Genomic DNA, 21,183 nt, shown 5'->3' on the forward strand with positions numbered 1-21,183 from the left:
ACGGCAAGCTCGTTCATTAGGAATAACTTTCCAGCAGTTACAGACACTATATCGAATTCGGTACCGAATGTAAATAAGCCGTCATTCGGCGGTTTTGCATGCGCCGCAATTCTACGCGTTACGACGATTTCCCGAAACCGTACGTCAACAGCGCTGTCGAATCGGTCCAGACTTCCGATTGCGTCGACCGCAGCACGACGGAGATCAGTTGAGTGCCGCCGCGTTGAGCCGAAGCGACCAAACAATAGCCGGCTTCATCGGTAAATCCGGTTTTCACCCCGTTAGCGCCTTGAAAATAATAACCGCCGCTCGGCTGCACCAGCAAATTGCGGTTCGTATAGCGCTGCGGGGCCGGGGAACCGCTGCTCGAAACCGTAGAACCGGTCCCCGCGCTGCCTGCAACCCGATGCTCGGGCTCTGCTACGATGCGGCGAAACTCCGGCTGCTCCATCGCCTTCACGGCGATGATCGCAAGATCGCGAGCCGTCGAATAATGGTCAGGGTCGTGCAGCCCGTGCGGATTGACGAAGTGGGAGTCGTCCGCCCCCAGCTGCTTCGCCCGTTCGTTCATCAGCTTCGCAAAGCAGTTCATCGCTTCCCGCGTCTTCAGCTTGGCGCCGCACGATTTGCGGGCCACATGGACGGCGACCGTGCGGGCGGCGTCGTTGCCGGACGGCAGCATCATGGCCGCGATCAGATCGCGCAGCGTCAGCTTTTGACCGGCGGTCAGTCCTGCGGAGCTTTCACCGGGCGTACGCAAGCTCACCTCGTCGCCAACCGTAATCCGATCTTCCGGCTTCAACCGTTCCAAGGCGATAAGCGCCGTCATCACTTTCGTCGTGCTTGCGGGGTACATGCGTTCGCTTGCCCGTTTACTGAACAGAAGTTCCCCCGTCTCCCCATTCACGAGCGCGGCGGCTTCCCCCTGAATGACGGGGCCCGGCTTCAGAAATTCCCCGCTGCTGACGGAGCGCCACGCGAAGGCCGCTGCCGGCTTCAGGCGGTCGAGGTGCGGCCAACCTATAGCCAGGATAACGGCGGTTATGCCAATTAACAACATGCGGCGAATCCATTTCATGACGCAATACTCCTCCCTGCTTCAACATTTTCGACCAAGATTTGAGCCTTACTCTAATATAGACGTCACAACTGTATGTTCCGCTGAATAAAGGCTGCAAATTTTTTTGAGGTCGTATCGGTATGATTGGCAATACAAAAAGCGCCTCTTCTCTGTAGAGACGCTTCAAGCGATCCGATTCCCTGCATCTGCCGATCAGAACTCTCCCTTCCCGACGAACGCGGCGGCTAATCGATCCGGTAAAAGAACACGCCGCGCAGCGATTCCAGCTCCTGCAGGAGAAGCTTCGCATCATCCCGCAGCTCGGTGAGCGGAACGCCATTGACGAGCGGCTGCTTCGGATACAGCTTGCGGACTTCCGCCCGAATCGCATGCGGGGCATGCGCCTCACTCGGGCGGAGCCGATGCGGTTGATGAAACAGCACCTTCGCCATGGCCCGAACCTCGTCGTCCCCGGACGACTCGAATCGAGCCAGCAGCCGGTCGTCCGTCATCGTCCGGATCTCCTCCGCGAAACAGGGCGTTTCGCGAATGAGACCCAGCACGGCCTTCGACAGCAGCGCATCCAGGGCCAGATGGTACGGATGCAGGAATATGCGGTGATCGCGAACAACGGCTTCCAGTATATGAGAGGCCGTCTCTTCATCGGTGCTCACAACATGGCCTTCGAAACGAATGTTTCGGATCAGCTCCGCCGGATGCCGATCGTACAAGCCCGCTGCATGCGTGTCGCGCAGGAAGCTGTCCAGGTGATCCAAGCCCAAAAAACCGGATCGGTGCGTCAACGGGGAGTCGGTATTCAGTAAGTCGACGATATCCGATGCGGACAAGCCGTGTTTGCTCAGCAAACCGGCTATCGGCGCCGACAAGATCAATTGTTCGGTCATGCGATGTTGATCTTGCCCGATCGCTTTCTCCACCGCGTGAGAGAAAGGCAGATGGCCGATATCGTGCAGCAGCGCCGCCGCATGCAGCTCGCGCCATTCCGGGAAAAACGTCTTGGCGAGCGCCCATACCCCTAACGTATGCTCGTACCGCGAGTGTTTGACCGGACTGGCTAAAGCGGCCGCTCCGAAATGGGATACGCGATGCAGCCGCCATAGTTCGCCCGTCATAAGCAGCCCCCGCTCAAGCGGGTCGAGCGGCACGTCCAAGCGATACATCGGCTCCCAGCAGGTGCTTGCGTTCGCCGGCTGTCTGACATAGCGATCTTTTCCATGGTTCATATAGGGGCCTCCCGCCAAAAAGATGAAATCATATTATACGGCGGCGAAGACATGGCGTCTACTCCTTGCAGTTTTGCCGGATTTTAATTAATGTAATTAATAATTTATGTAATCAACTTCATTCACGTTGACTTACGACTCCATCCGAAAAGCGACAACGAGAACGCTTTGCACGGCGGCTTCTCCCTTCCTGTCTTCATAAAATGAAGCGTTGCGTTGATTTGGCCGCCCAACAATATAATCATGCTCGATAAGTACAACCAGGTCAGCAGAACGATGATGCCTCCGATGCTGCCGTACGTTCTCGAATAGCTGTCAAAGTGATTCACGTAGAAGGAGAACAGCATCGAGACGACAATCCAGCCGCCGGTCGCAAAGATCGCGCCCGGAATGACCGCTTTATACCCTAGCCGCACATTTGGCAAGTACGAATATAACAGCACGAACATCGTCCATAACACGACGAGCGGGATTGCATACTGAACCCATCCCCATAACTGCGAGAAATCGCCCGGCAAATGTGCCGTATGATAAATCCATTCGCCGATCATCCGGCCGAACACGAGCATGCTGAAGCTTAACAGGATCGCAACCGCAAGAACGACCGTCGTCAGCAGCGACATCGAACGGACGAGCCAGAACGGGCGGTTCTCCTCTTCATCGTACGCCTTGTTAAGTCCCTTAATAATCGCATTGACGCCGTTGGACGCCGACCAGAGCGCCGCGATCAATCCGAACGAAAGCAGCGAGCCGCTGCGGGTCTGCTCGATTTCATATAAAACCTCCGAGATCGTCTGATTGGACATCTCCGGTAAAAACAAGCTTAACCGCTCGAGCGCGTCTATAGCCGAAAAACGGGTAAAACTAAGCAGTGCCGCGACGAAGATGAGAAACGGGAAGAACGACAGGATCAAATAATAAGTCAATTGAGCGGCCAACGCCGACACATCGTCATCTTGAAACCGGCAAATTAAGGTTTGAAAAAAAACGTTTTTTTTCTTCATCCGACTCCCGCACCTCCTTCAATCGTTAATTTGGGCTTCCTTACCAGCATAGTCCGTAGACTTTATTTTATTCACTATAACCGATTTCTTCCCGGCTGACGCAAAAACGACCGGTTCTGAATAGACCGGCCGTTTTCCGCATCAGCGCTTTATATAAGTTTCCGGCGGCGTTTGCGCCACAAAGGGGCTTACTTTCCCTGTATGGAACAAGTGCAGCTCATGCATGGCCCGCGTACATGCCGTGTAAAACAAACGTCTTTCGCTCTCCCGCCCGTACCGTTCCTCCGAGGCGTTATGCAGTATAACCGCATCGAACTCCACCCCTTTGGCCAAATAGGCGGGGATGACCAGCAGGCCGGGCTCGAACGTAACCGTCTCCGTACTGATCAGCCGAACCGGCAAGCGCTCTTTCAGCGCCGCATACGTGTCCTGGCTTTCGGCCGCCGTTTTGCAAATAACGGCAAGCGTTCGGTGCCCTTCTTCGAGCAGTGTCTCAAGCTGCCGTACGATTTGTTCGCGCATGGTGCCAAGATCGGGGGCATAAGTTACCGTCGGCAGGAGACCGTCGCGGTTGAACGGCTCAATAACCTGCCCTCCGACCAGCATCCCGCGCGTAAATTCGACGATTTGCCGGGTCGACCTGTAGCTTTTGGTGAACACGATACGTTTGGACTGCTCCTCGCCGAACAGCGCGATCAAATCGCCGAACCGGTCGCGGTCCGCCGCCTGTACGTGAATCGCTTGATTCCAATCGCCCAGCACGGTCCATCGGCTGCTCGGGAACATTTGCATCAAATACGCGAATTGGAACGGCGAATAATCCTGCGCTTCATCAATAAACACATGCCGCACCTTCAGATTGCGGTGCGCGCCTTCGATGCGGTCCTTCAAATACAACAACGGCGTCGTGTCCTCGTTCGCCAGCTCTCCACGCTTCAACCGATCAAGGGTTAGAGCGCAAACCGCCGGCCAACATCCGGGCAGCCCCGCTTCGCCGGCCCAATCGAGAGCTTTCCGGGGACTTGCGAATAACGCAGCGTACGTCGCCGGCAGATCGACAAATTTGAGCCGTTTCACCCAGCTGCGCAGCGGCTTATAATGCACGTTGACAACCATCGCGGCCAAAGCTGCCTTTTCCTGTTCGAAATCGTCGAACGACTCTTCGGTAAACCGTTTCTTGCGGCGCAGCGCCTCATACGCTTCCATGTAAGCGTCCTGATCGAGCAGCTCAATTTCGTCCTCGACCCATGGCTTGCGCTTCTCGGCCCGCGCGAATTGTTTGAGCTGCTGCTGCAGCCATTCAACCAGCTGGTGCAGCCGGTTCGGAATCGACCAGCTCGGGTCGTACGCATAAAATTGCTGACGCATCGCCTCCGCACCGATCAGCTCGCGGTTTTGGAACATAACGGGTTTGAAAACAAGTCCTTCCTCCTTCAAACCGTTCACATACCTTTCCATGACCTGCAGGAACGAGAGGCTCGCTTTAAACTTAATGCTCTCCATACGCACGTCATAATCGGCCGTGTCCATCATCGTCAATGCATCGTCCAGCTGGCGGAACGGATCCTCAATGTCGAACGCATCTCCAAGACGGAACTCAACGTATTCCTGGAACGTCGTCTGCTCCATGTTTTCTTCGCCCAGCTCGGGCAAGACGGTCGACACATAGCTGTTGAACATCGGGTTCGGCGAAAACAATAAAATGTGCTCGGCGCTTAACGTCTCCCTATACCGATACAGCAAATAAGCAACCCGCTGCAGAGCGGCGGACGTCTTCCCGCTGCCTGCCGCTCCTTGAACGACAAGAAGCTTGCTGCTGGTGTCGCGGATAACGGAGTTTTGCTCCTTTTGGATCGTCGCGACGATGCTTTTCATCTGGGTGTCCGACTGCTTGCCCAGCACTTGCTGCAACAGCTCGTCGCCGATCGTAATCCCGGTGTCGAACAAACTGCGGATCTCGCCGCCCCGGATCATGTACTGCCGCTTCAGCTCCATCGTTCCGCTTATTCGCCCCATCGGCGTATCGTACTGCGCAGGGCCGGGCGCATAATCGTAATACATGCCGGAGACGGGAGCGCGCCAGTCGTAAATCAGGAAGGTCTCGCCCGATTTCTCAAGAAGCGAGCCGATACCGATATAGATTCGCTCGGCAGCGGATTCTCCGTCTTCGCGAAAATCAATGCGCCCGAAGTAAGGGGAGTCTTTCAGCCGCTCCAGAACGAGCAGCTGCGCCCGGGCATGCTTATGACTGCGTTCCCGCTCGGACAATACCTCGGCCTGCTGCTTCATGCTCGCATACGTTTCGGCCGCTTCGGCCGCATCCTCGAAGTTAACCGTTACATCGTCCCAGAAGTGTGTGCGGAGCGTGACGATATCGGAGCGAATCGCGCCAAGCTGTTCCTGCAGCGATCCGATCCGTTCCCGGATTTCCGCCGCCACGTGACGGACGCGTTGTTGTTCCTCTTGCCATTGCGGATGTTCATTGGAATTCATGCGACTTCTCCTTTAATAAAAAAATGTGAGGGGAAACGCTTGACACGGGCTTTTTATTGTGGTAATATTAAATTAGATAAATATGATTATTTATCTTTACATTTTCAAGCGTTATATTTGATTTTAACACGGCCCGTCATGTAAATCAATTTCATACTTGTTAACTTCGAAGAACGATTCCACAATCGTTCTTTTTCTGTTTGCAGCAGAGGCTGGTTTTCTTGGATCTCTTGGATCTCTTGGATCTCTTGGATTTCCGTATTTTCCGTATTTCCCTTATTTCCTAATCTTCATTTCCCGGGCAACCGCACCAAACGCGGCCTTTTGACAAAAAATACGCCTGGTGCGGGGAACGGGCCAAACTCGCACCGCCCCCCGCCAAGCCGGCGACCCCTACCTAATTCGAGACCTGATTCAGGTCGTTTTTTTTCATTATCCTGCTGTGCAGCGGGACGCTATTACGCTCTGCTCCACGCCCCCCGCGATTAATGGGCAGATAACCAATTCTCGATGCATCCTGCCGTTTTCTCCAGGTTCGACATCCCCGTCTCATCCACATACGGCGCATACCCGCGAAAATAATCCGGATGCCCGCCGACGATCGGCAGCTCGATACGCGTCTGCGGTGCGAACTTCCAGCGGTTCCACCGGACAAGACCCAGCAGGGTCCGTTCCCATCCGCCCCAGCTGCCGAGCCGTCCGACCGGGTCGACGGTTCGGCCGTCAAGGGATGACGCCCGGATCGCCAGAACCGCATGCTGCTCGTCAGGCAGCACCCGGCATTTGGGCGATCCGACGAGCACGTTGCGAAGGCGCAGGTGCGGAAACTCCTTCCGCAGCCACCGCGATACGTGAAGCCCTGCTACGCCACCGCCGCTATGACCGACGATAAGCACTTCTTCCAGCGTCGTTAACTCCTGCAGCTCGGCCCGGATACGTCTGGCGCCGATAGAACGCTCGGCGCGTCCCGGGGACAAGCCGAGGTCGACGGAGATTTCGCGAAGCTGCAGCACAAGATGCCGTCCCCAGTCACCATAAGGAAACACCGTCTGCACCGAGGGGCGATCATCGCCATGCGCCTTCAGCCGATCGGCGAGCGCTTCGCCGATCGCATCCATAAAGCGAGGCGCTGTAGCCATACCCGGCATCAACACAATATGACGTCTACGGCGCATCTTGGGCATATAAAATGCGGTCCATCAGGCTCGGGTGGGTGGAGCGAAACAGCTTGACGAGCAACGGCGGATTCATTTCGCTTAATGACGATTCGGCCAGCTTCTGATACATCGTGACGGCCCCCTCCTTGCTGCCGATCAGCTGAAACGCATAGATATCGGCCGCATGCTCCGCTTGCCGGGAAACGGCATTGCTGACCGGCAGGGAGACGAAGGTGAGCACCGAGATGAGCAGCAGCACCGCCGGCAGCGCAGCAGGCTCATGCAGACGGCGGATGCCCCAGTCATCGCCGTATCGCTTCAGCAAACGGCGAATGGCGAAGCTCCCGGCCCACAGAAGCACGAAGCTGGAGCCGACGGCGCCGATCGCACTCCACTCCAAGTGATGCTTCACATAATGCCCCATTTCGTGCGCCATGATCAGTAAAATTTCCGGCTCGTTCAGACGCTGTAGCGTTGTATCCCACAGCACGATCCGCAAGCTCCCCCCGATGCCGCTCACATACGCGTTCAAGGCGTTCGTTTTCTCCGACATATCGACTTCATACACGCGCTCGGCCGGGATGTGCGCTTTGTCCGCAAGCGACAAAATTTTCGCTTCCAGCTGCGGATCGGACAGCCGGTTGAATTGATTATAGAGCGGGTCGATGACGACCGGCTGGATGTACATCATAAACAGCGTGAACGGAATCGACAGCAGCCACAGCTTCAGCCACCAGCGCCCGCCCTTTCGCATAATCAGGAAAGCGACGGAAGCCACGATCACGATCAGCACATAGTTAACGCCAAAGTCGACGGCCCGGTCCTGCAGCCAGCTCCCCCATCCTTGGGTCGAGATGCCGTTCGTTCGCGATAACATATAGCTGAGCACCCGAAGCGGCAAAAAGCATAGGAACACGAAGCCTTGCAGCAGCAGCACAAATAACGGCAGCGTGAACTTCCGAAGCTTCGGCGATTGCTCCAGCCTGGATTGCCAAGCCGCCCCTTTTCGACTGAACAAGAGGTACAAATAAACAGCCCATTCCCATGGATAACTGATGAAAAAAATCCAGTTCCGCTGTGCCGAATATAGGAGGCTCTGCCTGTATTTCGCCGGATCGAGGAACGTGGCGGGATCGGCCGCCGTTCCGCGGTAAGCTTCCGGAATCGGATGGATTGTCGCCGCAGCGAGGTAGAGACCAATCGCAGCAGCGTAAATGATAAAAGCAACCGCGAATTTTTTTCGCCAAGAGGTTTGCGCCTGCATAACCGACCTCCTTTAAATGGGATATACGTCCATTATAACCTGTTCGGACTCTGTTGTTGCAACGCGGCTTCCCCTCCTACGCGCATCATACGCAACCCCGACCTAGGTCCAGCTTAGCGTCCGTCTTCGGACGGTTTCCGATTGCGCCTAAATCGTTTACAATAAACCTATGACGAACTACTGAATAAAGGACAGGTGAAGAACAATATGGTATGGAACGGCAGATCGATCGGAGGCATCGCGCTGGGATTGCTTGGCGTATGCACATTATTTGTTTGGGGCGGGTTTGAAGCGTTTATCTCGTACGCTTTAGCTTTCATTCTGCTGTACTTCGGATTTCGCTTTCTCCGAACAGCGGACAACGCGCTGAAAAAAATTTGCAGCGTGCTCGGCCTCATCGCAGGCGGCGTACTGCTGCTCTACTGGCTGCCTAAATTTATCGCGCTGCTGATCTCGGCAGCCATGATCATCGGCGGCTGGTATTTGTTCCGGACTGCCCAAGCAAAGTCTTTCACGTACCGCGTAAAATAACAATTCCAATCTCGAAAGAGACCGCCCTGGCCATCGTGCCGGGCGGTCTCTTCTCTTTATGCCTTTAGCTTCGCGGCTTGGCCCGATTCGTCGGGGCCGCCGCCAGCGGATCGTCCGGCCAGACGTGCTTCGGGTACCGGCCCTTCAGATCTTTCTTCACCTCGAAGTACGCATCCCGCCAGAAGCTGGCCAAATCCCGCGTCACCTGCACCGGACGGTGTGCCGGCGACAGCAGGTGCAGAACAACCGGCACCCGGCCACCGGCCAATCGCGGCGTATGCTGCAGCCCGAACATCTCCTGCAGCCGCACGGCCAGCACCGGCGCATCCGGATCGCTGTAGTCGATCGGAATGCGCGAGCCGCTGGGCACGGTTACGTGCGTAGGCGCATCCTGCTCCAGCGCTTGACGCTGCGGCCAGGACAGCATGCCTTCGAGCAGCGAGGCAGGCTGCAGCCGCTGCAGATCTTCGCGCTGCTTCATCCCGTACAGATGCGGCGCCAGCCATTCGTCCAGCCCCTCCAGCAGCGCTTCATCGGAAACGTCCGGCCAGCCGTCCCCGCGCGCATGGCGATGCATGAAAGCAAGCCGTTCACGCAGCTGCTTCGCCGGTTTGGTCCACGTCAGCAGGTCGAGGCCCTCCGTACGCACACCTTCGAGCAGCGCTTGGACGACCTCGCCCTGCTCCGGATTCGGCCATACCGTTTCTTTCAGCAGCAGCGCACCGAGCCGTTCGCGTTTGCGCGCCCGCACATTACAGGCTTGGTCGTCCCATCGGACAACCGCTTCCCGGACGATGAGTTCGTCAAAGTGCCGGTACAGGTCGTCCAAGGTTAGCGGTGCGGCAAGCCGGATGCGGCTGTCCGTTCCCTGATCGTCCAACTCGGCAGCCACCAGATAAGCCTCTTGCGACAACTGCTGCGGCTTGCCGAACACCGCTCCGCGCCCTCCGCTGAGAATAAACCGTCCGTCCCCGCGGTTTTGCCCGATTCGATCCGGGTAAGCCAGCGCAAGCAGCAGCCCGCAGTTTGCGTCCTTGTCCGCGCTAGTCGCACCGCTTAAGCCAAGCCTCCGCTTCCACTGCGCCGCTTCCTCCAGAACGCGCCGTTTGACCGCCGCGTCGGCAGCCGTCCCCTGCGCAGCCTGGGCTTGCCTCGCAAAATCGTGCAGCGCGGCGAATCGCAGCAGAATATCCGCATCGTCGCCCTGCCGGTCGCCGCCGAACACATCCCGCTCCTGCAGCATAGCGGCCAGTTCGCAGGCCATCTCCCCCAGGTGAAGCGGAATCGCGCGGAGCACCATATGCGCGAGACGGGGCTCCATCCCCAGCTCGGCCATCTGCCGGCCGTGCCCGGTAAGAGCGCCGCTCGCATTCAACGCGCCGAGCTGCTTCAAGAGCTCGACGCTTTGCGCATAGGCGGCAGCCGGCGGCGGCGTCAACCATTGGAGCGCTCCGGGATCCGCGACTCCCCAGGCGGCCAGCTCCAGGGCAAGCGGGGCCAAATCGGCTTCGGCGATCTCCGGCGTACGATGCTCCGCCAGCGCCCGGTCTTCCGTTTCCGACCATAGCCGGTAGCAGACGCCCGGCGCCTGCCGGCCGGCGCGTCCTCGCCGCTGATCGGCGGACGCCCGCGACACCTTGGCCGTTTCGAGACGCGTCATGCCGGTGCGCGGCGAAAACCGCGGCACACGCATCAAGCCGCTGTCGACGACAATGCGCACGCCTTCGACCGTCAAACTCGTCTCGGCGATCGGCGTCGAGATCACGATCTTCCGCTCTCCCTGTTGTCCGGGCTGCAGCGCTGCCTCCTGCGCTTGCTGCGGCAGCATGCCGTACAGAGGCGCGATACGAATGCCCGGAACCCTTTTCAAACCTGCCAACATGGCTTCGACACGCCGGATTTCCCGCGCTCCCGGCAAAAAGGCCAAAATATCGCCTTCATCCCGCGCAAGCGCCATTTCGATCGCTCTTGCCGTCGCCTGCTCAACCGTCTCGTCCCGTTTACGCGGCAAATGATGCGTGACGACCGGATAGCTCCGTCCCTCGCTAACCAATACAGGCGCATCGCCCATCAGCGCACTAACCGCCGCTGCGTCGAGCGTCGCCGACATAACCAGAATCCGCAGATCGTCACGCAGCACCGTTTGCGACTCCAAGCAAAGGGCCAGACCGAGATCGGCTTGCAGGCTGCGTTCATGAAATTCATCAAAGATGACGACGCCCGTATCCTCCAGCGCCTGATCGGCCTGCAGCAGACGCGTAAGCACGCCCTCGGTAATAACCTCAATCCGGGTTTGCGCGCTTACCTTCGTCTCCAGTCTTACCCGATACCCGACCGTTTGACCGACCTTCTCCCCCAGCATTTCGGCCATATAACGCGCCGCTGCCTTCGCCGCCAAACGCCGCGGCTCCAGCATGAGGATCTTGCGTCCTTGCAGCCAGGGCTCGTTCAACAGCGCCAGAGGAACCCTTGTCGTCTTCCCCGCTCCCGGCTCCGCCACCAGCACCGCCCGCGCATGTGCGGACAGCGTACGGCGAACGTCCGGAATGAGTGCATCTATTGGCAATTGTAACAACCCGGTCACCTCTTGCTCTGAATATCAACTCATGGTTTCAGGATAGGCCGACCTCTCACCGAACACCCTGACTTACAGGTAAAATGCGGCAGGCCGACGCCTAAGCTGCCGAAGCTTGGGCCAAGACGCCACGACAAAAAGACCCGGCTTCTCCGAAGTGGAGCCGCCAGATCTTTCCCCCCCGCTCACTCGTCCCAAGTCCCGAGATCGTGTCCGATCTCCGGCCCCGACGCGGCTGCAAAATGATGGACGTGCCGCTTCACCGAAAGCACCGTTTTATAAAAGTTCCCTTTCGGTTCGAAGGGCTCATCGTCCAAACTGAATTCGACCCGATGGATATGCTCCCCGCTCGGCAGCGCGATGGCCGGACCCGTAGAACCGAAGAATCGGTGAAAATGTCCGGCGCTCATATGCGTATGGCCTTGAAACGTATGTACATGTCCATCGGCCGCACTTCCGTTCACCGGATAAGTAAACAGCTCGAGCGAATGCGCATGTCCGAGCACGGTGTCCGTCCAGCCGCCCGCGTAATGCGCATGGGCCAGAGGCCTTGGCGCGGTGGCCCCGGGCAGCTCCTGAAATTTCCGCATCGACTCCCCCCCCACGCCGAATTTCTTCACATTGTACGCGGGAGTATCGTCCGTTCATGCCTTATTTTTGCTCGGGAATCAAAATCCACCCTTGATAAATCCCGTAATAAAACAGAAACGCACTGACGAAGCCGACGATCAGCCACATAATAGCTGCCGTTTTCTTCTTCTTAAAGGCCAATACGAACGAGAGACTGAAGAATGACCCCATCACAACCAAACAAACTAACATGACGATCGTCGCCATCCGATATAACTTCCCCTTTGCTTCACATTACGGGCAAATGCCCTACCGTTTACAAAATACCATAAATAAAAGAGGAAGCATATAGCGGAGCCGACTTTTCCTTGACAAATTATTGAAGCCATCCAGAAACAATTGCCGATCGGTTCGCCTAAGCGTGCGAATGTCCGTGCGGCGTGTGAGGGTCTTGCGGCGTTTCGTGATTGTCGACGAACGTAACCGAAAGCTCGGCGTAATGTACGCCCTTCAACACTTGTATACGCTGCCGAAGCTCATGCAGCTGACCGAGCATGCCACGAACAACGATAATCTCCATGCATTGATGGTGATTCAGATGCACATGCATCGTGGAAATAATCTGATGGTGATAATCATGCTGGAGCTCCATCAAGGTGAGCGGCAGCTCGAAAGCGTGATGGTCGTAAACCATCACGATAGTTCCGGCGACCAGCTGATCGGTATCCATGCCGCCCGGTTCAAGGAGGACCCGCCGGACGAGGTCCCGGATCGCTTCCGAACGGTTCGTATAACCTTGTTCCGTCAGATAGAGATCGAATTGCTTGATCAGCTCTTCCGGCATCGACACGCCAAATCGTGTTAAGACGTCTTTTTCCATATTTACACCTCGACGCGTACAATCTCTCTGTTTATTCTAGCATATGCGCGCTGAAGAAATAAACCTTCCACCTTGATGTGCGAATATCGTGCTATTCATTTACATAAAAGTAGCACAGTGATATGATATGGTTTGAAATCATGCATATTCCTACATACAGAAGGAGGAGAAACGAATGCATATCCCGGACGGGATTTTATCCCCCGCGGTTTGGAGCGCTTCCGCCATCGTATCGGCTGCGGTATTGGCAGGCAGCGTCCGGCACTCGCGCCGTCAGCTTGACTATCGGGCTGTACCGGTAATGGGCGTCATGTCCGCGTTTATTTTCGCTTCGCAGATGGTCAACTTTCCGATTCTCGGCGCAGCGGCTTCCGGCCATTTGATCGGCGGCGCACTGGCGGCACTGCTGTTCGGCTTCTGGCCGGCAACGCTGGTCATGACAGTGGTTGTGGCCATTCAAGCTATCGTCTTTCAAGACGGAGGCATTACGGCGCTTGGCACGAACGTGCTGAACATGGCGATTCTAGCTCCTGCCTTCGCCGTCGTCACCCATAAGCTCTTGAGCAAACTCTCATTCATCCCCAAAGCGGCGGCGGCGTTCGTATCCGCTTGGTGCTCGGTCGTACTCGTCTCTTTGGCCGCCTCGGTGCAGCTTGCCTTGTCCGGCGTCGTAGGTTTGGGGGACGCGGCGGCGGCGCTTGTATTCTGGCATACGTGGATTGGGATCGGTGAAGGCCTGATCACAGCCGTCGTTCTGCCTATCGCGCTGCGTTCGTCGTTTTATTTGCCAGGGAAGGAGACCGCTTCCTTATGAACAAACCGGTTCGTTTCTGGCTGATCGCTTCGCTGCTGATCGCCGCCTTCGTCTCCCTGCTCGCTTCCAGCCACCCGGACGGCTTCGAGAAAGCCGGTGAGGAAATCGGATATATCGAACAGGCCGGCACGCTGCTTGGGTCCTGGTTTCCGGACTATACCTTTCCGGGAGTCGAAGGCTGGTATTCGGGCAGTCTGGCCGGTATATTCGGCACTGTGCTGACATTCGTCCTGTTTCTGCTGCTGGGCAAGCTGATCAGCCGCAAAACCCGATGAAGACCATCGTACGCTATCCCCCGCTCCGGATTGCGGCAACCTTGCTTTGTATCGTGATGGCGGTCAGCATGAACCGGTTGGACATACTCGGAGCGCTGCTTGTCTGGGGACAGCTTTACCTGATTATGACAAATGTACCGCTCCGCTCTTTCTGGGGAAGAGCTCGGCTTATCGTTCCGTTCGTCCTGTTCTCGTTTTTATTTTTCCCCTTGTATGAGAGCGGGACGGGCATTGCCCTTGGGAACGGCTTAACCTTGTCCGCCGCTGGCGCAGAGAAGGCGGCCGTGTATGCGGCCAGGCTGCTTTTCACCGTACAAGCACTGACGGTTTGTTTCCACGAGCTGCCGCTTCCCTCGTTTTTCCAAGCGCTGCTTCGATTGAAAGTTCCCGGGATTTTCATCGAACTGATTCTGTTTACGCTGCGTTTTACTCTCGTCATTCGGGACGAAGCATTCCGCATGATGCAAGCGCGCCGCAGCCGCGGCTTGCGGCTCCGCGCTTACTTCAACTACCGGCAAACGCTCGAGCTTGCCCGGCTGCTCGGACTGCTGTTACAGCGATCGCTGCAGCGGTCCGAACGTATTTATTGGGGAATGATGGCCCGCGGCTACCGCGGCGTACCTGCGCAATCCCCGCTCCCCGCCTACCGTTCGGCAGACGGCGCGTTAGCGGCGCTCGCGACCGTGCCGGTCGCACTGCTGTTCCTTGCGGACAAGCTATGGAAGGAGATCGGATGATGGAGCCTATGTTTCAATTCGACAACGTCGTATACCGGTACGGCGGCAGCGACGCTCAGCCTGCAGCCTTGAACGGCATTTCGTTCGAAATTCCGCGCGGCTCCCGGACGGCGTTAATCGGTCCGAACGGCGCCGGGAAATCGACGCTCATTTTCCACATGAACGGATTGTTTCGCTGCGCCTCCGGCGCCGTCCGCATTATGGGCGAGCCGGTGACGAAGAGCAATCAAGCGGAATGGGTGCGGAAGGTCGGCGTCGTCTTTCAAGATCCTGACGACCAAATCGTCTCCATGACCGTGAAGGACGACATCGCCTTCGGCCCGCTGCAGCTTGGACGCCCTGTTCATGAAGCACACCGGATCGCGGAAGAATGCATGGCGCTGCTCGCCATTGAGCCGCTCGCTGCCCGTAATCCCAGCGAGCTCAGCTTCGGACAGAAGAAAATGGTCGCAATCGCCGGCGTGCTCGCCATGGATACGGAGGCGGTCATCGTCGACGAACCGATGGCATTCCTCGATCCCGAAGGACAGCGCCTGATCCACGACGTGTTAACACTGCTCGCGCAGCGCGGGAAAACCGTCGTCATCGCCACCCATCAGATGCAGCTTGTCGCAGAATGGGCGGAACAAGCGATCGTCATACGCGAAGGCGCCTGTCTGGGCAGCATGACGCCGCGGGAGCTGTTCGGATGTCGTCCCGAGCTTCTCGCCTCCGCCCGGCTTGATCTGCCTCCCGTTGCGAAGCTGATGTCCGCATTTGCCTGGAACCCGCCCGAATCGATGCCGATCCGGATGGAGGAAGCCCGGCAATGGCTGCGTCAACAGCAAGACCTCTGAACCGCCTTCTCCAGGCGTTCAGAGGTCTTCTTCATTGCTTTGCAGATTACGCTTACGGTTCTGCGCCAGACTGCACTTCCAGCTCGTCCAGCTCCTGTAACAGTTGCTCCTGTTCGCTTGCCGTTAACGAGGTATGCTCGGCGAGCTCCCGCAGGATCGCCTGCCGATCCGCCTCGTTATGTGTATCAACTTTGAATTTCACGATATCCAAGCTTGTTCCTCCTTATCGTTGTCGGATAAGGTGAGGATAGCCAGCATGGCTTCCGATTATACGTCGATGACGCTCGAACGCTTATTCCGAGCAGCTCGAATTGACGACTTCGCCTTCTTCGACATTGATTTTCTCCGAGATCGAATCGCGAATGACGCTCATGACCAGCTGCAGCAGGTAGTTGATGTCTTCCTGCGATTGCTTGAACTCGCTAACGATCGGAATGGCATCGAGCTCGTCCTGAAGCGCATTGATTTCATTTTCGATTTTATCGACCATTTTCTGATTTTGGAACGATTGAAAAGCGACGATTTCCTTCTGTTTTTTCTTGATCGCGCTGATCAGCGTTTGAATGTGATCGTTGTTCGCAATTTGCTTCTCCGCTTTTTGAAAAAACTGAACCTCGTTCGAGGTCGAAATCAGATCCGCCAATTCCCGCGCTTTCGCCAAAATATCTTCGCGCACGATCAATTCCGTGTTCGTATACAATTCCATGCCGCAATCGGTATATTTTTGCTCTGCCATCCGTTTACACGCCCCTTAGCTTCCCAGTTGTTGTGTTACGGCTTCCTGCACCCAGTCGCCTTTGATATAGAACGTCGGGGTTTCCGTAATCCGTACCTGCACAAATTGGCCGATCAGTTCTTTCGGTCCTTCGAAATGAACCAGTTTATTCGTACGCGTCCGCCCGGCCAGCACGTTCGCATTGTTCTTGCTTTCGCCCTCTACGAGCACCTCGAGCGTTTGACCTTTCAAAAGCTCATTGCGTTGCTTGCTGATCGCGTTCAATGCGTCATTCAAGCGGTACAACCGCTGTTTCTTCACTTCGGCCGGGATATCGTCCGGCATTGCAGCGGCCGGCGTACCTTCCCGAGGCGAGTAAATAAACGTAAAGGCGCTGTCGAAACCGACTTCGTTCACGAGCGAGAGCGTATCCTCGAACTGTTCGTCGGTTTCGCCCGGGAACCCGACGATAATGTCTGACGTAAGTACGACATCAGGAATCGCCTTCTTGATTTTGCGAACAAGCTCCAAATAATGCTCCCGCGTATATTTGCGGCTCATCCGCTTCAAAATTTCGTTGTTGCCCGACTGCACGGGCAGATGGATATGCTCGACCAGATTGCCCTTCTTCGCAAGCACCTCGATCAGATGATCGTCAAAATCGCGCGGGTGCGACGTCGTGAATCGGACGCGCGGGATATCGATCTTCCTGATATCGTCCATCAAGTCGCCGAAGCGGTATTCGATGTCCTCGAAGTCCTTGCCGTACGCATTGACGTTCTGACCGAGCAGCATGATCTCCTTGAAGCCTTGCCGCGCCAGCTCGCGCACTTCGGCGATGACGTCCTGGGGCCGGCGGCTCCGTTCCTTGCCTCGCGTGTAAGGCACGATACAATACGTACAGAACTTGTCGCAGCCGTACATAATATTGACCCAGGCTTTAATGCCTTCACGCTTCTTCGGCAAGTTTTCGATAATATCGCCCTCTTTGGACCATACCTCGATAACCATCTCCCGGCTGAACATCGCTTCCTTGAGCAGCACCGGCACCCGGTGAATGTTATGCGTGCCGAAAATAAGGTCGACGAACGGATGCTTCTTCATGATCCGGTTGACGACGCCCTCTTCCTGCGACATACAGCCGCAGACGCCAAGAATCAGCGAAGGCTTCTCAAGCTTCAAATGCTTCAGGTGCCCGAGCTCCCCGAACACTTTATCCTCGGCATTCTCCCGGACGGCACAGGTGTTGAGCAGGATGATATCCGCTTGCTTGCGGTCGTCGGTAGACCGGTAGCCCATCTGCTCCAGCATCCCTTTAATCGTCTCGGTATCGTGCTCGTTCATTTGGCAGCCGTACGTTTGGATCAAGTAAAACTTGTCCTTGCCGATTTCCTTCATATCTTCCGGGACGTTGAAGTCGTAATGAACTTCAATGTCCTCTTTCCCCCGCTTCTTCGCATCCGAATAGGAAGGCGGTTGAAAATATATGGAATAATCTTTCTTCGATTTGTTCGTTGTCGTCATAGACTCGCGTTCCTCCTGAAACTGCAGTGTGCCGCAAAGATCGTACCCTTTATTATATCACTAGTACGGCACGTTTTTCAAAGAACTTGAATGAAAATCAGTCTATTCGGACAAAATCGTACCGACATCGCCTGTTGTCACACCCGCTGCGTTCGCTTCATCCGTATCGATATGCATATCGAGCGCAAATTGGTCGGACACGCGCGCGATCACTTGCTCGAACACAAGCGAGCGTTCGCCTTCCACACGCACCTTCAGCAGCTGCTTGTCCCGAATGCCCCATTTAGCCGCATCTGCGGTATGAAAATGAATGTGCCGTGCCGCGATAATAACGCCTTCCTGGAGTTCAATTTCCCCTTCCGGGCCGATCACCTTAATCCCCGGCGTGCCTTCGGTGCGCCCCGACTCGCGAACGGGGGGATTCATCCCCAGCGCAAACGCATCGGTCCGGGATACTTCCAGCTGCGAATGCGGACGTGCGGGGCCAAGGATCCGGACTTTATCGAATCGCCCCTTCGGACCGACAACGGCTACCGTTTCTTTGGCTGCATATTGACCCGGCTGCGAAAGCTCCTTTAATACCCTCAGTTCGTAGCCGGCTCCAAACAATACCTCGATATGCTCCGCCGATAAATGAATATGTCTCGCGGAAACGCCGATCAGTACTTGCTTCATGTCCCATCTCTCCTTGATCTTTCTATGGCTTCTCTTCCCCATTATACCCATCCGCAAAATAAAAAGCATACGGCTTGGGCCGTATGCTCGCGTACAATTCATGAAATTATTTGAATTCCGCCACCAATTTATCAAACTCTTGCTCGGTGAGCTGAAGATTCGCTTTATTAAGACCTTCCGGTTTGAATCCGGACACGAGGTCTTCATAGCTTTTCTTCGATTTGTCTTGGTAGATCAAACCGGTCACCAAGCTGTTCGTCTCCATGATTTTGTTCATCGCCATCACGCGGTTGGACGGATCGTAATCCGGTGTTTCTTCCAGGTCCACGATATTTTCCTTAAACCACTCGTATGTGTTCACTTTGTTGAACGTCACACACGGGCTGAATACGTTGATGAAGGAGAAGCCTTCGTGCTTCATGCCTGCTTCGATCAGCGAAGTCAGCTGTTTCAGGTTGCTGGAGAAAGATTGTGCGACGAACGTTGCGCCTGCAGCAAGCGCCACTTCAAGCGGCGACAAGGCGGATTCGATCGAACCGGCCGGCGTCGATTTCGTTTTGAAGCCTTCTGCCGAACGCGGCGATGTTTGACCTTTCGTCAACCCGTAAATTTGGTTGTCCATGACGATGTACGTAATGTTGATGTTACGGCGGATCGCATGGACCGTATGGCCCATCCCGATGGCGAAGCCGTCGCCGTCGCCGCCAGCAGCGATAACCGTCAGCTCGCGGTTAGCCATTTTCAGACCTTGCGCGATTGGAAGCGAACGACCGTGCACACCGTGGAATCCGTAAGCGTTAATATAGCCGGAAATACGGCCGGAGCATCCGATACCCGAGACAACGGCAAGCTGTTCAGGCTCAAGACCCACGCCGGCAGCCGCTCTTTGAATCGCCGCTTGTACGGAGAAGTCCCCGCACCCTGGACACCAGTTCGGTTTGATATTGTTGCGGAAGTCTTTTAACGTTGCCATACAAGGTTCAACTCCTGACAAAATTTTGTGATTTCGGCTGGCAAGAACGGATTTCCATCGTATTTCAGCATGCTTTTAATTTTATCGGCATATCCGACGTTCAATTTGATCAAGGAAGCGAGTTGGCCTGTTGCGTTGTTCTCTACGACAACGATTTGCTTCGCTTTCTCCAGATAAGGTTTCAGTTCCTCAACCGGGAACGGATGCAGCAAGCGCACCGTTACATGGTTCGTTTTCAAGCCTTCTTTAGTCAAACGGCCGCGAGCTTCGTCGATCGTACCGCCGATGGAGCCCATACCGATGATCAGCAGATCCGGCGTTTCATGCGGTGCATCCACGAGAATCGGGTTGTTGACTTTGATGTTTTTGAGTTTGCCCATCCGTTTGTCCATCATTTTCTTACGGTTGATCGGGCTTTCCGACGGACGGCCGTCTTGATCGTGCTCGACGCCCGTTACGTGGTGGATGCCGTATTTTTGGCCCGGCACGACGCGCGGCGAAACGCCGCTCTCGGTAAACTCATAACGCTTGAACATTTTGTTGTCTTCAAGCGGAGGAAGCTCTCCCGTTTGGAGCGAACCGCGTTTGATTTGTATTTTATTGTAATCAAGCAGCTCGCTCGTTTGTTTACCCAAGGAAAGCTGCAGGTCGGTCAGCAAAATGACAGGCACTTGATACTCTTCCGCCAGGTTGAACGCTTCGATCGTGTCATAGAAGCACTCTTCGATCGAGGAAGGCGACAAGACGATTTTCGGAATTTCACCGTGCGTGCCGTAGATCATCGCGAAGACGTCGGACTGCTCTTGCTTCGTCGGAAGACCTGTGGAAGGACCGCCGCGCTGCGTGTCGACGATAACGACAGGCGTTTCTGTCATACCGGCCAAGCCGATGGCTTCCATCATCAAGGAAAGACCAGGACCTGCCGAAGCCGTCAGGGCGCGTACGCCGCCGTAGTTAGCGCCGATCGCCATCGTACATGCCGCGATCTCGTCCTCGGTTTGAATCACTGTACCGCCGAATTTCGGAAGCGTTTTGATCAGATACTCCATGATTTCGGAAGCCGGCGTGATTGGGTATGCAGGCATGAAACGGCAGCCTGCAGCGACCGCGCCCAAGCCGATAGCGTCATTCCCGATCATAAACAGCTTCTGTCTGCCGTCTGCAGGTTCCAATTGGAATTCCGGCAGTGGTCCTCCAGTCAAATTCAGAACGAACTCCGCCGCTTTGCGAACCGCTTCGATGTTCTTCTCGACGACAGCCGGACCTTTACGTCCGAATTCTTCTTCTACTGCTTTATTAAACACTTCAAGCGGCAAGCCGAGCAAAGCCCAAGATGCGCCGGAAGCGGCCATGTTCTTAAATAAGGAAGTGCCAAGCTCTTCGGCGATTGCCGTAATCGGAACCGGGAACAGTCTTGCTTTTACGCCTTCAGGTACGACAGGATTCACTTTTGCATCGGCGATAATAACGCCGTTCTCACGCAGCTCATGCGCATTTACATCGATCGTTTCTTGGTCAAAAGCCACGAGAATGTCCAAATCGTCGGAAATCGCACGAATCGGTTTCGTACTGATTCTGATTTTGTTGTTCGTATGTCCGCCTTTAATCCTCGAGGAAAAATGACGGTATCCATACAAGTAATACCCCAGTCTGGTCAAAGCTGTAGAGAAAATTTTGTCGGTACTCTCCACGCCTTCCCCCTGCTGTCCTCCGACTTTCCAAGATAATTGGCTAATCACCGTTGTCCACTCCTTTTAAATTCGCTGCCATTGCAGCTACCCCTTGATCGGTCCGAAAGACGATCAAACCACGATAGATCTTTCAGGTGTCACCCAAATTTTAAGTCGTCAAGAGGT

General features: G+C 55.7%; 21 protein-coding genes. 5 read left to right on the top strand and 16 right to left on the bottom strand.

Annotated elements, in window-relative coordinates; translation table 11 throughout:
- Positions 1 to 118: 118 nt before the first annotated feature.
- The 6 genes from PVA01S_RS00915 to PVA01S_RS00940 form a co-directional block, all read right to left on the bottom strand.
- Positions 119 to 1,078 carry a D-alanyl-D-alanine carboxypeptidase family protein gene (locus tag PVA01S_RS00915; protein WP_127604425.1) on the bottom strand — a complete coding sequence of 320 codons (960 nt, stop codon included), beginning with the start codon at positions 1,076 to 1,078 and terminating at the stop codon, positions 119 to 121.
- A gap of 227 nt (positions 1,079 to 1,305) precedes the next feature.
- Positions 1,306 to 2,304 carry an HD domain-containing protein gene (locus PVA01S_RS00920; RefSeq protein ID WP_127604426.1) on the bottom strand — a complete coding sequence of 333 codons (999 nt, stop codon included), beginning with the start codon at positions 2,302 to 2,304 and terminating at the stop codon, positions 1,306 to 1,308.
- 122 nt (positions 2,305 to 2,426) lie between these two features.
- Entirely contained in the window at positions 2,427 to 3,308 is an 882-nt protein-coding gene (locus PVA01S_RS00925; protein WP_127604427.1) for a YihY/virulence factor BrkB family protein, read from the bottom strand.
- Between the two features lie 141 nt (positions 3,309 to 3,449).
- Positions 3,450 to 5,801, bottom strand: coding sequence for an RNA polymerase recycling motor HelD (gene helD, locus PVA01S_RS00930; protein WP_127604428.1), 2,352 nt, complete (start codon positions 5,799 to 5,801; stop codon positions 3,450 to 3,452).
- A 485-nt stretch (positions 5,802 to 6,286) separates the two neighbouring features.
- Positions 6,287 to 6,940, bottom strand: a complete 654-nt coding sequence (locus PVA01S_RS00935; RefSeq protein ID WP_127604429.1) for a hypothetical protein — start codon at positions 6,938 to 6,940, stop codon at positions 6,287 to 6,289.
- Between the two features lie 25 nt (positions 6,941 to 6,965).
- Positions 6,966 to 8,222 carry a M48 family metallopeptidase gene (locus PVA01S_RS00940; protein ID WP_127604430.1) on the bottom strand — a complete coding sequence of 419 codons (1,257 nt, stop codon included), beginning with the start codon at positions 8,220 to 8,222 and terminating at the stop codon, positions 6,966 to 6,968.
- A gap of 207 nt (positions 8,223 to 8,429) precedes the next feature.
- Here PVA01S_RS00940 and PVA01S_RS00945 point away from each other — a divergent pair, with 207 nt between their 5' ends.
- Positions 8,430 to 8,753, top strand: a complete 324-nt coding sequence (locus PVA01S_RS00945; RefSeq protein WP_127604431.1) for a hypothetical protein — start codon at positions 8,430 to 8,432, stop codon at positions 8,751 to 8,753.
- 64 nt (positions 8,754 to 8,817) lie between these two features.
- Here the strand turns inward: PVA01S_RS00945 and hrpB are convergent, their stop codons facing one another.
- The 4 genes from hrpB to nikR all read right to left on the bottom strand — a co-directional run bounded on the left by hrpB (position 8,818) and on the right by nikR (position 12,778).
- Positions 8,818 to 11,328, bottom strand: a complete 2,511-nt coding sequence (gene hrpB / locus PVA01S_RS00950) for an ATP-dependent helicase HrpB (protein ID WP_127604432.1) — start codon at positions 11,326 to 11,328, stop codon at positions 8,818 to 8,820.
- Positions 11,329 to 11,513: 185 nt separating this feature from the next.
- The gene (locus PVA01S_RS00955; RefSeq protein WP_127604434.1) at positions 11,514 to 11,918 is read right to left on the bottom strand and encodes a YmaF family protein; all 405 of its coding nucleotides are present in this window, start codon (positions 11,916 to 11,918) and stop codon (positions 11,514 to 11,516) included.
- Between the two features lie 61 nt (positions 11,919 to 11,979).
- Positions 11,980 to 12,165, bottom strand: a complete 186-nt coding sequence (locus PVA01S_RS00960) for a hypothetical protein (protein ID WP_054795813.1) — start codon at positions 12,163 to 12,165, stop codon at positions 11,980 to 11,982.
- Between the two features lie 148 nt (positions 12,166 to 12,313).
- Complete coding sequence (gene nikR, locus PVA01S_RS00965) at positions 12,314 to 12,778, bottom strand: nickel-responsive transcriptional regulator NikR (RefSeq protein ID WP_127604436.1); 465 nt, start codon at positions 12,776 to 12,778, stop codon at positions 12,314 to 12,316.
- Positions 12,779 to 12,953: 175 nt separating this feature from the next.
- On the opposite strand from nikR, the gene PVA01S_RS00970 reads away from it, so the two are divergent.
- From PVA01S_RS00970 to PVA01S_RS00985, 4 genes are read left to right on the top strand one after another with little or no spacing between them, the layout of a single operon-like run.
- A complete protein-coding gene (locus tag PVA01S_RS00970) occupies positions 12,954 to 13,592 on the top strand; it encodes an energy-coupling factor ABC transporter permease (protein WP_054795811.1) in 639 nt (212 codons plus the stop codon).
- The gene (locus PVA01S_RS00975) at positions 13,589 to 13,867 is read left to right on the top strand and encodes a PDGLE domain-containing protein (RefSeq protein WP_054795810.1); all 279 of its coding nucleotides are present in this window, start codon (positions 13,589 to 13,591) and stop codon (positions 13,865 to 13,867) included. The genes PVA01S_RS00970 and PVA01S_RS00975 overlap by 4 nt, the downstream gene beginning before the upstream one ends.
- Complete coding sequence (locus tag PVA01S_RS00980) at positions 13,864 to 14,604, top strand: energy-coupling factor transporter transmembrane component T family protein (protein ID WP_127604438.1); 741 nt, start codon at positions 13,864 to 13,866, stop codon at positions 14,602 to 14,604. The genes PVA01S_RS00975 and PVA01S_RS00980 overlap by 4 nt, the downstream gene beginning before the upstream one ends.
- The gene (locus PVA01S_RS00985) at positions 14,604 to 15,440 is read left to right on the top strand and encodes an energy-coupling factor ABC transporter ATP-binding protein (RefSeq protein ID WP_236595868.1); all 837 of its coding nucleotides are present in this window, start codon (positions 14,604 to 14,606) and stop codon (positions 15,438 to 15,440) included. Before PVA01S_RS00980 ends, PVA01S_RS00985 begins: the two co-directional genes overlap by 1 nt.
- Before the next feature lie 52 nt (positions 15,441 to 15,492).
- Here PVA01S_RS00985 and PVA01S_RS26405 read toward each other — a convergent pair whose 3' ends face one another.
- The 6 genes from PVA01S_RS26405 to PVA01S_RS01010 form a co-directional block, all read right to left on the bottom strand.
- On the bottom strand, positions 15,493 to 15,651 hold the full coding sequence (locus PVA01S_RS26405; protein ID WP_164751700.1) for a hypothetical protein: 159 nt from the start codon (positions 15,649 to 15,651) through the stop codon (positions 15,493 to 15,495).
- An 81-nt stretch (positions 15,652 to 15,732) separates the two neighbouring features.
- Positions 15,733 to 16,176 carry a YlbF/YmcA family competence regulator gene (locus PVA01S_RS00990; protein WP_127604442.1) on the bottom strand — a complete coding sequence of 148 codons (444 nt, stop codon included), beginning with the start codon at positions 16,174 to 16,176 and terminating at the stop codon, positions 15,733 to 15,735.
- Positions 16,177 to 16,191: 15 nt separating this feature from the next.
- Complete coding sequence (miaB, locus tag PVA01S_RS00995; protein WP_054795808.1) at positions 16,192 to 17,679, bottom strand: tRNA (N6-isopentenyl adenosine(37)-C2)-methylthiotransferase MiaB; 1,488 nt, start codon at positions 17,677 to 17,679, stop codon at positions 16,192 to 16,194.
- Positions 17,680 to 17,781: 102 nt separating this feature from the next.
- Positions 17,782 to 18,354, bottom strand: coding sequence for a phosphate propanoyltransferase (gene pduL, locus PVA01S_RS01000; RefSeq protein WP_127604444.1), 573 nt, complete (start codon positions 18,352 to 18,354; stop codon positions 17,782 to 17,784).
- Positions 18,355 to 18,460: 106 nt separating this feature from the next.
- Positions 18,461 to 19,327, bottom strand: coding sequence for a 2-oxoacid:ferredoxin oxidoreductase subunit beta (locus PVA01S_RS01005; RefSeq protein ID WP_054799143.1), 867 nt, complete (start codon positions 19,325 to 19,327; stop codon positions 18,461 to 18,463).
- On the bottom strand, positions 19,315 to 21,066 hold the full coding sequence (locus PVA01S_RS01010; RefSeq protein ID WP_127604446.1) for a 2-oxoacid:acceptor oxidoreductase subunit alpha: 1,752 nt from the start codon (positions 21,064 to 21,066) through the stop codon (positions 19,315 to 19,317). Before PVA01S_RS01010 ends, PVA01S_RS01005 begins: the two co-directional genes overlap by 13 nt.
- Positions 21,067 to 21,183: the final 117 nt, after the last annotated feature.

Source organism: Paenibacillus validus NBRC 15382 (assembly GCF_004000985.1).
Taxonomy (GTDB): domain Bacteria; phylum Bacillota; class Bacilli; order Paenibacillales; family NBRC-103111; genus Paenibacillus_G; species Paenibacillus_G validus.

Excerpts from the sequence above, each read along its gene's own strand:
- PVA01S_RS00915 (WP_127604425.1), bottom strand. The coding sequence starts at position 1,078 with ATGAAATGGATTCGCCGCATGTTGTTAATTGGCATAACCGCCGTTATC.
- PVA01S_RS00920 (WP_127604426.1), bottom strand. The coding sequence starts at position 2,304 with ATGAACCATGGAAAAGATCGCTATGTCAGACAGCCGGCGAACGCAAGC.
- PVA01S_RS00925 (WP_127604427.1), bottom strand. The coding sequence starts at position 3,308 with ATGAAGAAAAAAAACGTTTTTTTTCAAACCTTAATTTGCCGGTTTCAA.
- helD (WP_127604428.1), bottom strand. The coding sequence starts at position 5,801 with ATGAATTCCAATGAACATCCGCAATGGCAAGAGGAACAACAACGCGTC.
- PVA01S_RS00935 (WP_127604429.1), bottom strand. The coding sequence starts at position 6,940 with ATGGCTACAGCGCCTCGCTTTATGGATGCGATCGGCGAAGCGCTCGCC.
- PVA01S_RS00940 (WP_127604430.1), bottom strand. The coding sequence starts at position 8,222 with ATGCAGGCGCAAACCTCTTGGCGAAAAAAATTCGCGGTTGCTTTTATC.
- PVA01S_RS00945 (WP_127604431.1), top strand. The coding sequence starts at position 8,430 with ATGGTATGGAACGGCAGATCGATCGGAGGCATCGCGCTGGGATTGCTT.
- PVA01S_RS00955 (WP_127604434.1), bottom strand. The coding sequence starts at position 11,918 with ATGCGGAAATTTCAGGAGCTGCCCGGGGCCACCGCGCCAAGGCCTCTG.
- PVA01S_RS00960 (WP_054795813.1), bottom strand. The coding sequence starts at position 12,165 with ATGGCGACGATCGTCATGTTAGTTTGTTTGGTTGTGATGGGGTCATTC.
- nikR (WP_127604436.1), bottom strand. The coding sequence starts at position 12,778 with ATGGAAAAAGACGTCTTAACACGATTTGGCGTGTCGATGCCGGAAGAG.
- PVA01S_RS00970 (WP_054795811.1), top strand. The coding sequence starts at position 12,954 with ATGCATATCCCGGACGGGATTTTATCCCCCGCGGTTTGGAGCGCTTCC.
- PVA01S_RS00975 (WP_054795810.1), top strand. The coding sequence starts at position 13,589 with ATGAACAAACCGGTTCGTTTCTGGCTGATCGCTTCGCTGCTGATCGCC.
- PVA01S_RS00980 (WP_127604438.1), top strand. The coding sequence starts at position 13,864 with ATGAAGACCATCGTACGCTATCCCCCGCTCCGGATTGCGGCAACCTTG.
- PVA01S_RS00985 (WP_236595868.1), top strand. The coding sequence starts at position 14,604 with ATGGAGCCTATGTTTCAATTCGACAACGTCGTATACCGGTACGGCGGC.
- PVA01S_RS00990 (WP_127604442.1), bottom strand. The coding sequence starts at position 16,176 with ATGGCAGAGCAAAAATATACCGATTGCGGCATGGAATTGTATACGAAC.
- miaB (WP_054795808.1), bottom strand. The coding sequence starts at position 17,679 with ATGACGACAACGAACAAATCGAAGAAAGATTATTCCATATATTTTCAA.
- pduL (WP_127604444.1), bottom strand. The coding sequence starts at position 18,354 with ATGAAGCAAGTACTGATCGGCGTTTCCGCGAGACATATTCATTTATCG.
- PVA01S_RS01005 (WP_054799143.1), bottom strand. The coding sequence starts at position 19,327 with ATGGCAACGTTAAAAGACTTCCGCAACAATATCAAACCGAACTGGTGT.